We start from the raw sequence: 13,043 nt of genomic DNA, 5'->3' as shown, positions 1-13,043 counted from the left end.
GTCACCTAACCGTAGACCGAAACGAACCCTTCGAAACGTCTCTCAAGCCTCGCCCAACTCCACCATGCCATGACGTCCGAGGTGCCAGACACTGTCCTGGGGTGCCGGCAGGGCCAGCGTCGCGGGCCGCGGCAGCCCCGCGTACAGGCCGCGGATCAGGCGGCCGGTGACGCTGTGAGAGACGGCGACGACCGGGCCGGTGAGGCCGTGCAGCCAGGCCTCGACCCGGGCCAGGGCGGCGTCATAGCCCTCGCCGCCGGGGGCGGCGAAATACCACTCGGCTTTGGGCACCCCGGCCAGCAGGGCCGGCCAGCCGGCCTTGATCTCGGCCCGGCGCAGGCCTTCCCATAGGCCCAGGTGAAGCTCGCGCAGGGCCGGCACGGGGGCAGGGGGCAGCCCGGCCAGGGTGCCGTGAATGATCGCCGCCGTCTCGACCGCCCGGGGCAGCGGGCTGGTCTGGAGGGCCGTGCGATGGCCGTCCCCCAATTCCCTGGCCAGGATCCGGGCCACAGTGCTCGCCTGGGCGCGCCCGGTAGCGGTCAAGGGCGAGTCGCGCATGCCCTGGAAGCGCTTTTCCAGGTTCCACTGGGTCTCGCCATGGCGCACAAGGTAGATGTCGGGAAAGGGTGCCATGACGGCCAAGCTAGCAGGCCGCGCCCGGCGCCGTAACCTCAAGGACTTTCCGATGAGCCGACTCGACAGCTTCATCCGGCGCATGATGGCGCAGCGCGATGTCATCGCCGCCGCCGCCTCGTTGATCGACGGCCTGCCCGGGCCGATCCTGGAACTGGGCCTGGGCAACGGCCGCACCTATCACCACCTGCGCGAGACCTTTCCCGATCGGCGCATCATCGCCTTCGACCGGGCGCTCGCCGCCCATTCCGCGTCGATCCCGCCGCCAGGCGATCTGGTCCTGGGCGAGATCGATGAAACCGCCCGGGCCTTCGCCGGCATCGGCGCCGCGCTGGTTCATGCCGATATCGCCACCGGCACCGTGGAAGGCGACCGCCGGCTGGCCGGCTGGCTGCCGGCGCTGATCCGGGACCTGCTGGCGCCGGGCGGCATTGCCGCCAGCGGCAGTCCGCTGGAGCTTCCCGACCTGCGCCCGCTGACCCTGCCGGCCGGCGTGCCCGAGGGGCGCTATTTCCTGTACCGGCGCGCCTAGTGATAGGGGTCGGCGGCGTCGCGCATGCCGTCGCCCATGAAGTTGAAGGCCAGCACCACCAGCATGACCGGAATCATCGGCACCATCAGCCAGGGATAGAGGGTGACGGCCGCCAGGTTCTGCGCCTCGTTCAGCAGCACGCCCCAACTGGTGACCGGCGGGCGCAGGCCCAGGCCCAGGAACGACAGTGCCGTCTCGCCCAGGATCATGGCCGGGATCGACAGGGTGGCGCTGGCGATCAGATGGCTCATGAAATTGGGGATCAGGTGGCGACCGATGATGCGGCTGCGCGAGGCGCCCATGACCTCGGCCGCGCGGACGTAATCCTCGGCCCGCAGGGACAGGAGCTTGGCGCGCACGGCAATCGCCAAGCCCGGCCAGTCCAGCAGGCCCAGAATGATGGTGATGCCGAAGAAGATCAGGATCGGGCTCCAGTGCGGCGGCAGCGCCGCCGACAGGGCCAGCCACAGCGGCAGTTCCGGCAGCGAGCGCAGGACCTCGATCGTGCGCTGCACGGCATAGTCGACCCAGCCGCCGAGATAGCCGGCCAGCCCGCCCAGGATCAGGCCGATGGCGAAGGAGATGGCGATGCCGACCAGGCCGACGGTGAGCGAGATGCGCGCGCCATAGGTGATGCGCGACAGCATGTCCCGGCCCATGCGGTCGGTGCCCAGCAGGAAGGCGGTGCCGCCCTGGGGCGCACACATCAGGTGGAAGTCGGCATCGATCAGGCCGAACAGCCGATAGGGCTCGCCCCGGCAGAAGAAGCGCAAGGGCTGGGGCTGGGTGTAATCGTAGATGTAGCGGCGCTGGAACCGGTCGAGATCGAATTCGAAGCGATAGGGATAGACGAAGGGGCCGACGAAGCTTCCCTGGTGAAAGAAATGCACGCTCTGGGGCGGGGCATAGATGTGGTCGCCGTGGCGCTGGCTCAGGCCGTAAGGGGCGAAAACCTCGACGAAGGGCAGCGACAGGTAAAGTATGCCCAGGAAGATCAGCGAGACCAGCGCCACCCGGTGCGCCTTGAATTTCCACCAGATCAGCCGGAACGACGAGGCGCGGTAGTAACGCTCCTCGTTCGCGGTCAGGGCCTCGCCGTCGTGCGGGTTGAACGGCGCGGGGTTGACATAGTGCTCGATCTCGCCGGCCATGACTTAAGCCCTGCCGCCGAAGCGGATGCGCGGGTCGACCAGCGCCAGCACCAGGTCCGCGATCAGCATGCCGGCCACCGTCAGCACGGCGACGAACAACAGGATGAAGCCGGCCAGGTACTGGTCCTGCATGCGCAGGGCCTGGACCAGGATCGGGCCGACGGTGGGCAGGCTCAGGACCAGCGAGACCAGGACCGAGCCCGAGATCAGCCCGGGCAGCATATTGCCGATATCGGCGATGAAGGGATTGAGCGCCATGCGGAAGGGATATTTCAGCAGGGCCCGGGTCGGCGGCAGGCCCTTGGCCTTGGCGGTTACCGTGTACTGCTTGTGCAACTCGTCGAGCAGGTTGGCCTTCATCCGGCGGATCATCGCCGCCGTGCCGGCCAGGCCGATGACCACCACCGGCACCACCATATGGCCGGCGACCGAGCCCAGCTTGGCCAGCGACCAGGGCTCGCCCTCGAAGGCGGGATCCATCATGCCGCCGATCGACAGGCCGAACCATCGGTTGAGGTAGAACAGCAGCAGCAGGGCCAGCAGGAAGCTGGGGGTGGCCAGGCCCAGATAGCCGAGCAGGGTGACCAGATGGCTGGCCGCGGTGTTCTTGTGGGTCGCGGTATAGAGGGCGATGGGGATCGCCACCAGGTGGATGAACAGCAGGGCGGCGATGTTGACCACGATGGTCATGAACAGCGAGTCGCCGACCACCTCGATCACCGGGCGTTCGTATTCGAAGGACCAGCCCCAGTCGCCCTGCAGCAGGCCCGAGAAGCCGTGCGGCCCCTGCCACAGCCCGATCCAGGTCAGGTATTGCTGCCAGCCCGGCTTGTCGAGGCCGTATTCGGCGCGCAGGAAGTCCGCCTTGGCGGCGCTGGCGGCGTCGCCTTCCGCCATCAGCTCGTCGATCCGCAGGGTGAGGAAGTCGCCGGGCGGCAGCTTGATCACGATGAAGACCAGGGCGGAGATGATCAGCAGGGTGACCGCCATGGTGGCCAGCCGGCGCAGGAAATAGCGTGTCATGAGCCCCCCTTACGAGCCCCCTTGCGCGCCATCGGCGAAATAGAATTCGTCGATGCGATAGGCCCCCAGCAGGGCCGTCGGCTCCCACGAGAAGAACGCCCGGTCGGGAATGTTGCGCAGGCGGTTGTTGACCACGATGGGCTGCAGGTCGCCCGACACCGTGCCGATGACCCATTGATTGTCGGCGTGCAGGTTCAGCATCTCGGACCAGGCGCGGGCCTTTTCCGCCTCGCTCGAACTCATGCACCACTGCTCGTAGAGTTCCATCAGGCGCTTGGCCTTGGGCGTGTCGGGTGCCTCGCCCAGCTTGCCGTTGGTCTCGAAATACTGGCCCCATTTGGGCCAGGCGGCATTGGCCTGCTGGATCGGCGCCAGCTCGCGCGGCGACATCAGGGGCGTTACCAGGGCGTTGTCGAAGCCGGTGCCGGCCACCATCACGGTCTGCCCGGCATAGGAACGCTGCCGGATATTGCCGATGTCGCCCGGCTTGATGAACAGGCGCACGCCCACATCGGCCCAGAATTCCTCGGTGATCTCGAGCGCGTCGATCAGCACGCCGGCGTTGCCGTCGACCTCGACGATGACGCGCAGCGGCCGCCCGTCGGGCAGCAGTCGCGTGCCGGCGCTGTCGCGCTGATCCAGGCCCATCTCGTCCAGCAGGCGGTTGGCCTCGGCGGGGTCGTAGTGCGCCCACTTGGTCCGGTTGTCGTCGGCGTAGAGCGCGGAATCGGGCATCAGGCCGTTGTTGCCCTCGATCCCTAAGCCGAACCACAGGGCGTTGTTCAGGGTGTGGCGATCGATGGCCAGGGACAGGGCGCGCCGGAAGCGCACGTCCCGCACCACCTTGCGCCAGACCGGGTCGCTGGTGGTCAGGTTGGGGTAGAGGGCGAAGGCCGAGCCCTGCGCCATCGGCCACAGCAGGGTGCGGTAGCCGTGCATCGCCTCGCCTTCCTTCAGGACGGGTACGTCGCTCATGGCCAGGCCCCGGGTCTGCAGGTCGACGTCGCCGGCATTGGCGCGGGCGGCGAACAGGCTGGGGGCGGTGATCGAGACGATGACGCGGTCGATATAGGGCAACTGCCGCCCGGCCGGATCGACCCGGTGGAAATAGGGGTTGCGCTCGAACACGAAACGCGACGCCGGCGGTGCCGTCTTGACCACCCAGGGGTCCAGCGTGGGCATGTCGACATTGCTGGCGTCATAGGGCTCGTTCAGCTTGTTGTGCAGGGCGGCCCAGGAACTCAGGCTGCGGCGTGACGCCTCGGCCGCCAGCGCATCCTTGTCGCCGTAGCGGGCATGGAACTGGTGCAGGTAATGCGCCGGGGCATAGATGAAGATCGGCCGCGGCAGGGCCAGGGACGGCAGGAAGCCGGGGTTCGGCTTGTCCCAGCTATAGCGGATCTGGTAGGGCCCCAGGATGTCGACCCTGGGCAATTGGCCGTCGGCGCGGAACAGCTCCGGCGGCCCGGCCTTGGACAGTTGCTTGTTGTTGGCGATGTCTTCCCAGTAATAGCGGAAATCCTCGGTGGTGAAGGGGCGCCGTCGGACCAGCGGTGGCCTTCGCGCAGGGTGAAGGTGAAGACCCGGTCGCCCTCGTTGTCGACCCGCTCCAGGATATCGGGTTTCAGGGCCAGGTTCTGGTCGTAGACCATCAGCCGGGCATAGCCGTTGACCGAGACATAGCGCAGGTCGCGTGCCTTGGCCGTCAGCATGCGGATCTCGCCGCCATAGCTGCCGAGCGTGCGGCCGAAGCTGGCGAAATCCGAGACCAGCGGCACCTTGGGCAGGCGCTCGCCGACCGGCGGCAGCTTGCCCGCGGCCACCAGCGGCGCCAGCATCGGCACCTCGGGCGGACCGTCCGCCAGGGCCGTGCCGCTCAGCGCGTGAGATACTAGAAGTAGCAGGGCGGCGAGGATGCGGCTCATGCCTCGAGCCCCCCATCGTCTCGTCGCCGATGCGCACGAAGTGCTCGGGCGCCACCTCGACCATCCGGCTTTGTGCCGGATCCCGGCCGATGCGGAACGGCGCCGGCCAGTCGGCGGGGCCGATACCGGCCTTGACGCCGGCGGAATCGAGCGGGTAGTCGATGTCGGGCTCGGGCACGGCGGCGATCAGGGCCTGAGTATAGGGATGCCGGGGCGCGCGGAACAGGCGTTCGCGCGGCGCCCGCTCCACCACCAGGCCGCGGCACAGCACGACGATGTCGTCGGCCATGTAGTCGACCACCGCCAGATTGTGGGAGACGAACAGATAGGACAGGCCGAGCTGGGCCTGCAGGTCGTGCAGCAGGTTCAGCACCTGGGCCTGGACCGAGACGTCGAGGGCCGAGGTCGGCTCGTCGCAGATGATCACCGAAGGCGACAGCGCCAGCGCCCGGGCCAGGCCGATGCGCTGGCGCTGGCCGCCCGAGAAGGAATGCGGGTAACGCTTCAGGTGGCGGCGGTGCAGGCCCACCAGTTCGACCAGGCCGGCTACCCGCTCCAGGCGCTCGGCCGGGGTGCCGATGCCGTGGATGCCCAGCGGCTCGGTCAGGATGTCCTGCACGGTCATGCGCGGGTTGAGGCTGGAATGGGGGTCCTGGAAGACGAACTGCACGGTGCGGCGGAAGGCCTTCAGGCGCGCCGCGTCCAGGGTGGCCAGGTCCAGCGGGCCGCTGCCGTCGTCGAAGCAGACGCGGCCGCTGTCGGGGTGCAGCGCGCGCATGATGATGCGGGCCAGCGTGGTCTTGCCCGAGCCGGACTCGCCCACCAGGCCCAGGGTGCAGCCGGCCTTCAGGGCGAAGCTGACATCGGTCAGGGCATGGATCGAGGTGACATAGCGCGACCACAGGCTGCCCCGGGGCATGAAGCTCTTCGAGACCCGCTCGACCGAGAGGACGTCGCGCGGGGCGGCGGACGGCCTGGCCACGGCGTTGAGTGCGTCCGCCGGCAGCTTGATTTCGCGCAACGGGATGAGGCGTTCGCCCTGTTCCATGTGGAAGCGGGGCACCGCGCGCATCAGGGCTTGCAGGTAGGGGTGGCGGGGCGCGCGGAAGATTTGTTCGCGGCTGCCGCTTTCCATCACCTCGCCGCGGTACATGACGGCTATCTCGTCGGCCATGCTGGCGACCACGCCCAGGTCATGGGTGATCAGCATCACCGCCATGCCCCGTTCCGCCTGGAGATCCTTGATCAGTTGCAGGATCTGCGCCTGGGTGGTGACGTCGAGCGCGGTCGTCGGCTCGTCGGCGATCAGCAGGGCGGGGTTGCAGATCAGGGCCATCGCGATCATTGCCCGCTGGCGCATGCCGCCCGACAGTTCGAACGGATAGGTGGTGAGCATGGCCTTGGGGTTGTGAAAACCCACCCGTTCGAACAGGGCCATGGCGGCGGCGGCGGCGTCTTTCGCCGAGACCTTGGTGTGAATGCGCAGGGCCTCGGTCACCTGGTTGCCGATGCTGTGCACCGGCGAGAAGGACGACATCGGCTCCTGGAAGATCATGGCGATGCGGTCGCCGCGGATCGCCCGCATCGCCGTCGATTCCCGCGGCAGGCGCGCCAGGTCGATCATGCCGTCGCCCGGCCCCTGTCGGAACAGCAGCGAGCCGCCGGTGATGCGGCCGTTGTGCGGCAGGATCCCCATGATCGCCTGGGCCGTCACCGACTTGCCCGAGCCGGACTCGCCGACCACGGCAAAGGTCTTGCCGGCGTGCAGGTCGAAACCGGCCCCGCGCACGGCATGGACCATGCCGGTCTCGCCCGTGAATTCGACGTTCAGGTTCTGGACGCGAAGCAGGTGGCGATCAGGTTCGAGGTGTTCAGCCATTCCGCGCCAGCGATCCCAATCGAGGTTACCCCGCCATTAAAGGTAATCAACGGCCGGGGGGCAATCTGGCTTGAACACTTGTTGCGCCGAAATGAAGCGGGTGCCGCGGCCAGATTGCACCAAAGCAACGAACCGCTCGATCCAGGCCCAGGTCCAGGCGTCCTGGACGAGATGGTGGGTCAGCAGGCCGATCGGTTCGGCCGGGGCGCTGCCGTCGACGATCGCCTCGATGTGCGCCGCCAGATCGGCGAACAAGGCCACGGGCGACACCAGGCCGCCGCCGCCCCGCCAATCGATCGGATCGACATGGCTATTGGCCTGGACCAGGCCCGGCACCGCCGCCGCCGGCTGCCGGCCATAGCTCGACAGGCCGGCGAACCCCGCCGCCGGCAGCAGCGGCACCAACTCAGGCTCGATGCGGTTCCAGGGCGGCACCAGGACGGGCAGCAGCCGATCCCCGAACAGATCCGCCAGATGCGCGCGCGCCACGGCAAGGTCTGCCGCCAGCGCGGCCGGCGGCAGATGGCCCAGTTCCTGTTTCTTGGTCCCGGGCGGGGCATTGTTGCGATGGGCGAGGCCATGGACCAGGACCGCCACCGGCAAATCGGCCAGGCGGCTGGCCAGCGCCGCCGTCGCCCCTTGCGGAATCACCGCCAGGGCCAGCGGCACGCCGTGGCGGCCGGCAAGGTCCAGCAGACGGTCCAGTTTCGGCCCGGGTTCGACCGCGTCGTCGTCCCGCCACCAGAACTCGATCACCTTGCCCGTGGCGGCGGCGCGCGCCAGGGCCCGGTCCAAGGCTGCCGCGCGGCCGGCATGATCCTCGATCACGCGGATGCTGCCCGCGATGCCGTCGAGGTTCAGCGGGCACCGTGCCGGTCGCGGCCTGGCCAGGGTCTCGGCGACCGCGCGGGCCAGGCTTTCGGGGGTGAGATCCTGTTCGGCCACGATGCCGACCAGGCCGCTGGCGGCGAAGCACTCTGCACGCAGGCGCTGTTCGGCCTCGTGGCCCTGTTCGAACGGCACGACCACCGCCGGCACCCGGGCGACGGCGATGTCGATCGCGGTGTTGTAGCCCGCCTGGCTGACCGAGAGAGCGGCGCCGGCCAGCAGGCGCGTGAAATCGGGCCGCGCCCGCTCGACCACCAGGCCCTCGCCCTGATGGGCGGCCAGGGCATCGAAATCGGCCTGGGGCACGCCCTGGCCCACCAGCAGGCGCCAGCGCTGCGGCCCCGGCCAGGTTGCCGCCGCCGCGACCGCGGCCCGGAACAGCGGCAGGCTGGCAGCACTGCCCCCGCCCGAAACCAGGATGTCATGGCCCGGCGCCGGGGCGGGGCCGTCACCCGGCGCCTGCTCGACGACATAGCCGGTGTAGTGCAGCATCCGCGCCAGGGCCGGATCGACCGGCCAGGAGGCATCCAGGGGGGCGACGGCCCGGTCGCCATGGACCAGGACGCCGTCGTAGTGGCGGCCCAGGCGTTCCTGCGCCTCGACGGCCTTGGCGGCGCTGGACGGCGGATTGAGGATATCCCGGATCGAGGCCAGGATCGCCGGCCGCCGGGGCCGGGCCTCGGCCGTCTCGAGCAGGGCCAGGAACTCCGCGGCCAGTTGCCGCCGGCCGAAGGGGAAGGTCTCCGTCACCACCACGTCGGGCGCGGCCTTCGCCAGCGCGCCCAGCATGGCCTCGATCCGGGCCGCCCGCACCCGATCGCCAATGGGCTGGCCGTCGTCGCCCAGCAGGGTGCGGAAGTCCACCCCCCGGCAGTGAACCGGGGGCAGTTGCACCACCTCGACCCCGCCAGCCGGATCAGAGTGCTGGGCCGCCCGCCGGTGACCAGGGTCACCCGGTGCCCGGCCGCGGCGAGGCCACGGCCGAGTGCGGCGGCCCGGGCCAGGTGGCCGACGCCCAGCAGATGGGTGACGGCGATCAGGACCGACAGGCTCATGCCCGGCCCTCCCATGCCGAGAGGGTCTCGGCGATGATGGCGGCAAGCCGTGCCGCCGCGACATCGAGCGTCCGCTCGCCAAGGACGAAGCGCCGGGCGGCGGCCGACAGCGGCGCCAGGCGCCCCGGTTGGGCGAGGTCGACCAGCGCGGCCGCCAGGGCCGAGGCGTCGCCCGGGGCAACGATCACCCCCGTCTCGCCCGGCCGGACAACGCCGCGCACGCCGCCGAAATCGCCCGCCAGGGCCGGACAGCCGTGCAGCGCCGCCTCGAGGAAGATCATGCCAAAGGCCTCGTTCACCGCCGGCCAGACCAGCAGGTCGGCACCGGCATAGTAACTGCCCAGCACCGCGCGGTCGGTCACCAGGCCGTGCCAGCGCACCCGGTCGCCGAGGCCTGAAAAGCGCGCCTCGACCGCGGCCCGGGCCGGGCCGTCGCCGACGATGTCCAGGGTCCAGGGCAGGTCGGCGGCCAGTTCCAGGGCCTGGGCCAGCAGATCGTAGGACGCGCGCTTGTCGCCCGCGCGCATCATGGCGACGGTCAGCAGGCGCAGCGGCCCCGCTGTCGCTTCCCGCGGGGCGGCGGGCCAGACGGCCGGATCGAGGAAGGGCGGGAACGGGACCAGGCGCTGGCTCGCCGGCTGCGCCGCCGCCAGGGCCGGGCGGTCGCGCTCGTTCAGCACCAGGATGACCCGGGCAGCATCGAGTGCTGCTTCCGCCTGGGCGTGGCCGCGCGCCCAGGGCCCCGCCGCCCGCTTGGGCGAGCGCGAGCCTTCGGCGACGAGATAGGGAATCCCCAGGCGCCGGGCGACGACGGGGCCGATCAGGTCGGGCGCCTTGTAATAGACATGATAGGTGAACCACAGGCGCGGGCGCTCGGCCGGCGGCCGGGCCAGATAGGCATCGGCCAGGGCCATCGCCGCCCCACCGCCGCGGCTTCCTGCGCCATGGCCAGGTCGGCATCGCCCCGGCCGTTGTAGAGCCGCAGCCGCGAGGCCAGCTCGGGGGCATAGCCGGCGCGGGCCAGCGCCGCAAACAGCAGGCGCGCCATCTCCCGGTCGCCCGACGGCACCGGGTCGTCCGGGCTTTTCAGCGGGGCGTAGAAGGCTATGGCGGCGGTCATGGGCGAAACTTCGCCAGCAGCGCCGCGATCCCGGCCTCGAAGGAGAAGGCGGCCCGGACCCGCGCCAGGGCACCGGCGCCCAGGCGCCGCCGTTGGGGGCCGTCCAGGATCAGGCTCTCGAGCGCCCGGGCGAGCGCGGGCGGATCGTTCGGCGGCACCAGCAGGCCCTCGATCCCCTCGCGGACGAATTCGGGCACACCGGCAAACCGGGTCGAGACGATGGGCAGGCCCTGGGTCGCCGCCTCCATGATGACATTGGGCAGGCCGTCGCGGTCGCCGTCGGCCCCCTCCTTGCACGGCAGAACGAAGATGTCGGCCTGGCGCAGGGCCGCGATCACCTCGGCCTGGGGCAGGGCGCCGGCCCAGGTCACCCGGTCGCCCAGGCCAAGCCGCACCGCCTGCTGTTCGAGGGCGGTGCGCAGGCTGCCCCCGCCGATGTGGACCAGGCGCCAGTTCAACGCGGCCGGCAACCGGCCGAGCGCCGCCAGCAGGTCGTCGAAGCCCTTCTTGGGCACGGCCCGGCCGACGGTGATCAAGTTGACGGGGTGTCCCGGCGGGGCGTCGGGCCGCTCGGGCGGCGGGGAAAGCGGCCCAGGTCCAGCCCGTGATAGACCAGCGAGACGCGCCCGGGCGGGGCCAGCGGCGCCAGGGCCTCGTGTCCCTGGCAGGTGCAGGTGACGCCCCAGGCGCTGTCGGCGATCTTCTCGCGCTTCTCCCAGGCCGGCGTGGTCCAGATATCCTTGGCATGGGCCGAGAAACTGTAGCGCCGGCCGGTGAGCAGGGCGGCATAGCGGGCGACGGAGGCCGGCGTGTGCAGGAAATGGACGTGGAGGTGCCCGACCGTCGCCGGCAGTTCGCGCGCCAGGACCAGGGCCTGGCCCAGGCGGCGCAGCCGGTTGGCCGTGGGATCGCGCCACAGGTCGCGCAGGAAGACCGCCATCAGCCGCGGCAAGCGCGCCCGGCCCAGGCCGGCGGCGAGGCCTTTGAGGACGCGTAGCGGCTCCTGGTACAGATATTCCGGCAGGTAGTGGGCCGGCGCCTGGATCTGGCGGTGGAGCTGGTGCACGTCGGGGTCGGTCGGCCGGCGCAGCGACCAGATCTCGAGGGCCAGCCCGGCCTGTTCCAGGGCCAGCAGTTCCTGGGCGATGAAGGTTTCCGACAGCCGGGGATAGCCCTTGACGATGATGGCCAGTCGCGACCCGGCCGCAGCCGTCATTCGGCCACACCGGTCCGGGCGACCCGCCGCCGGACCGTCATTTGGGGGCGGCCCAGCCAGGGCGCCGTCAGCGTGTCGATGCGGGGCAGGCCGTCCAGCATGTTGGGCAGGAAGGCGGACGAGGGCAGCGGCTGGTCGGGCAGGGCGCGAATGGCCTGGGCCATTTCCATCGGGTCGCGCACCGCGCCCGGGTGCAGGTTGGCGCCGTCGAGGTACTGGATCAGGCCCAGGCGACAGGCCTGTTCGGTGCGGATTGTCTGCTCCAGCCGGGGCGAGCGCCGGGGAATGATCAAGGCCCGCTTGTCCAGCGACAGGATCTCGCAAAAGGTGTTGTAGCCGCCCATGGAAATGACGCTGGCGGCAGCGTTCATCAGGTGCTCCATGCCTGAATCGAAGGTCAGGGCCTCCACATCCGGCAAGAGGGCGATGCGTTCGAGGAAGCGCGCCCGGCTTTCGCGGGCCAGGAACGGGCCGAAGACGATCAGGGCGGGGTTGGGCAGGTGCCGGTCGTGCTCGTAGGCCGACAGGACCCAGTCGATCATCTCGTGGCCGTCGCCGCCGCCGCCCGGCGTGACCAGGATGAAGGGCCGCCGGGTCAGCCGCGGATAGCGGGTCAGCGGCCGCCTGGTCGGCACCTCGCGGCGCAGATAGCCGGTATAGGAAATGCGCTGGCGGAAGGCCGGGGGCAGCGGCAGGGCGGCCAGCGGTTCATAGAAATCCTGCAGGCCGTAGACCCAGATGGCGTCGTAGAACTCGACCAGGGCACTGATCGCACCCTTGCGCTCCCATTCCGGGACCAGGGCTTCGGGCGCGTCCATCACGTCGCGCACGCCCAGGACGATGCGGGCGCCGTCGGCCTTCAGCTTGGCCAGGGCCGGCAGCAATTCGCCCCGGAAGCCCGTCGGCTCCTTGTCGACGATGACGAGATCCGGCGACAGGGTGCGGCAGCTTTCCAGGATGATGCCCTGGCGCATGGCCACCGCCTGGTCCAGGGCCATGTTCAGGCTGTGGGTGGTGTAGGAGCCATCCGGCAGCTTCACCACGCCGGGCACCCGGACATAGTCGACGCCATGGGCAAAGTCGAAGCTGCCGATCACCGGCGAGCCGGAAATGATCAGGATCGAGGCGTCGGGATGGCTCTGGATCAGGCGATTGGCAATGGCGCGGGAGCGGCGCAGGTGGCCCAGGCCGAAGGTGTCATGGCTGTAGATCAGGATGCGCGGGCCTCGGCCCGGCGGCGACACCAGCTCGATGTCGTGTGCTGACACAGGCGCTGACATGACTTCCTGCCCCTACTACGCTGCCCGATACGGGGTCGGCGCCTGAAAGCCATAGGCGACGAATCCCGGGCGACCGTCCGTTCCGGCAGCAGAGATCTGTGCCCAAGGGAACCTTAACATTCCGTGCCCGCCCACGCATCGCCCGGAAGCAGCCTACAGATCGGGCCGGCTTCATTCCAGACCTCGTTTTGCTCTGCGGCATCGACCGCAAAAGCCGGCCCGCCATACTGCTGAAACGGGCTTTGGGGTGGCCGAAACCATTTTCGATTGCAGGATTTTCGCTGTTCTCCCGCCGGGGGGAGCCGCATCATCGCCGGTGCTTGTCGGGGATCAGGCGGCCG

The 13,043-nt window shown here is 69.9% G+C and carries 11 protein-coding genes; 1 reads left to right on the top strand and 10 read right to left on the bottom strand.

Going from position 1 to position 13,043, the window contains the following annotated elements:
* Positions 1-42 precede the first annotated feature (42 nt).
* On the bottom strand, positions 43-633 hold the full coding sequence (locus D3874_RS27175; protein WP_158596246.1) for a histidine phosphatase family protein: 591 nt from the start codon (positions 631-633) through the stop codon (positions 43-45).
* On the opposite strand from D3874_RS27175, the gene D3874_RS27170 reads away from it, so the two are divergent.
* Positions 632-1,165 (top strand): class I SAM-dependent methyltransferase, encoded by a 534-nt coding sequence (locus D3874_RS27170; RefSeq protein ID WP_233560403.1) that lies wholly within the window; start codon positions 632-634, stop codon positions 1,163-1,165. The genes D3874_RS27175 and D3874_RS27170 overlap by 2 nt on opposite strands.
* On the opposite strand, the gene D3874_RS27165 is transcribed toward D3874_RS27170, so the two are convergent.
* The 9 genes from D3874_RS27165 to D3874_RS27135 all read right to left on the bottom strand — a co-directional run bounded on the left by D3874_RS27165 (position 1,162) and on the right by D3874_RS27135 (position 12,702).
* Positions 1,162-2,316 carry an ABC transporter permease gene (locus D3874_RS27165; protein WP_119782823.1) on the bottom strand — a complete coding sequence of 385 codons (1,155 nt, stop codon included), beginning with the start codon at positions 2,314-2,316 and terminating at the stop codon, positions 1,162-1,164. The genes D3874_RS27170 and D3874_RS27165 overlap by 4 nt on opposite strands.
* Before the next feature lie 3 nt (positions 2,317-2,319).
* A complete protein-coding gene (locus D3874_RS27160; RefSeq protein ID WP_119782822.1) occupies positions 2,320-3,339 on the bottom strand; it encodes an ABC transporter permease in 1,020 nt (339 codons plus the stop codon).
* 9 nt (positions 3,340-3,348) lie between these two features.
* On the bottom strand, positions 3,349-7,143 hold the full coding sequence (locus D3874_RS28875; protein ID WP_158596245.1) for a dipeptide ABC transporter ATP-binding protein: 3,795 nt from the start codon (positions 7,141-7,143) through the stop codon (positions 3,349-3,351).
* Between the two features lie 36 nt (positions 7,144-7,179).
* Positions 7,180-8,928, bottom strand: a complete 1,749-nt coding sequence (locus D3874_RS27150) for a glycosyltransferase (RefSeq protein WP_199699384.1) — start codon at positions 8,926-8,928, stop codon at positions 7,180-7,182.
* A 154-nt stretch (positions 8,929-9,082) separates the two neighbouring features.
* Complete coding sequence (locus D3874_RS27145) at positions 9,083-10,000, bottom strand: glycosyltransferase family 4 protein (protein ID WP_199699383.1); 918 nt, start codon at positions 9,998-10,000, stop codon at positions 9,083-9,085.
* Positions 9,907-10,206, bottom strand: coding sequence for a hypothetical protein (locus D3874_RS29725; RefSeq protein WP_199699382.1), 300 nt, complete (start codon positions 10,204-10,206; stop codon positions 9,907-9,909). Before D3874_RS29725 ends, D3874_RS27145 begins: the two co-directional genes overlap by 94 nt.
* The gene (locus D3874_RS30950) at positions 10,203-10,742 is read right to left on the bottom strand and encodes a glycosyltransferase family 4 protein (protein ID WP_233560401.1); all 540 of its coding nucleotides are present in this window, start codon (positions 10,740-10,742) and stop codon (positions 10,203-10,205) included. Before D3874_RS30950 ends, D3874_RS29725 begins: the two co-directional genes overlap by 4 nt.
* Complete coding sequence (locus D3874_RS30945; RefSeq protein WP_233560400.1) at positions 10,739-11,422, bottom strand: glycosyltransferase family protein; 684 nt, start codon at positions 11,420-11,422, stop codon at positions 10,739-10,741. Before D3874_RS30945 ends, D3874_RS30950 begins: the two co-directional genes overlap by 4 nt.
* A complete protein-coding gene (locus D3874_RS27135) occupies positions 11,419-12,702 on the bottom strand; it encodes a glycosyltransferase family protein (protein WP_119782821.1) in 1,284 nt (427 codons plus the stop codon). Before D3874_RS27135 ends, D3874_RS30945 begins: the two co-directional genes overlap by 4 nt.
* Positions 12,703-13,043 lie beyond the last annotated feature (341 nt).

The sequence above is a fragment of the Oleomonas cavernae genome, assembly GCF_003590945.1.
Taxonomy (GTDB): Bacteria; Pseudomonadota; Alphaproteobacteria; order Zavarziniales; family Zavarziniaceae; genus Zavarzinia; species Zavarzinia cavernae.
The sequence above is the reverse complement of the archived record's forward strand: the minus strand, read 5'-3'. Positions and strand labels throughout refer to the sequence as shown.

Bases quoted from the DNA above. Each gene is read 5' to 3' on its own strand.
- D3874_RS27170 (WP_233560403.1), top strand. From the start codon at position 632: ATGACGGCCAAGCTAGCAGGCCGCGCCCGGCGCCGTAACCTCAAGGAC.
- D3874_RS27175 (WP_158596246.1), bottom strand. From the start codon at position 633: ATGGCACCCTTTCCCGACATCTACCTTGTGCGCCATGGCGAGACCCAG.
- D3874_RS27165 (WP_119782823.1), bottom strand. From the start codon at position 2,316: ATGGCCGGCGAGATCGAGCACTATGTCAACCCCGCGCCGTTCAACCCG.
- D3874_RS27160 (WP_119782822.1), bottom strand. From the start codon at position 3,339: ATGACACGCTATTTCCTGCGCCGGCTGGCCACCATGGCGGTCACCCTG.
- D3874_RS28875 (WP_158596245.1), bottom strand. From the start codon at position 7,143: ATGGCTGAACACCTCGAACCTGATCGCCACCTGCTTCGCGTCCAGAAC.
- D3874_RS27145 (WP_199699383.1), bottom strand. From the start codon at position 10,000: ATGGCCCTGGCCGATGCCTATCTGGCCCGGCCGCCGGCCGAGCGCCCG.
- D3874_RS29725 (WP_199699382.1), bottom strand. From the start codon at position 10,206: ATGACCGCCGCCATAGCCTTCTACGCCCCGCTGAAAAGCCCGGACGAC.
- D3874_RS30945 (WP_233560400.1), bottom strand. From the start codon at position 11,422: ATGACGGCTGCGGCCGGGTCGCGACTGGCCATCATCGTCAAGGGCTAT.
- D3874_RS27135 (WP_119782821.1), bottom strand. From the start codon at position 12,702: ATGTCAGCGCCTGTGTCAGCACACGACATCGAGCTGGTGTCGCCGCCG.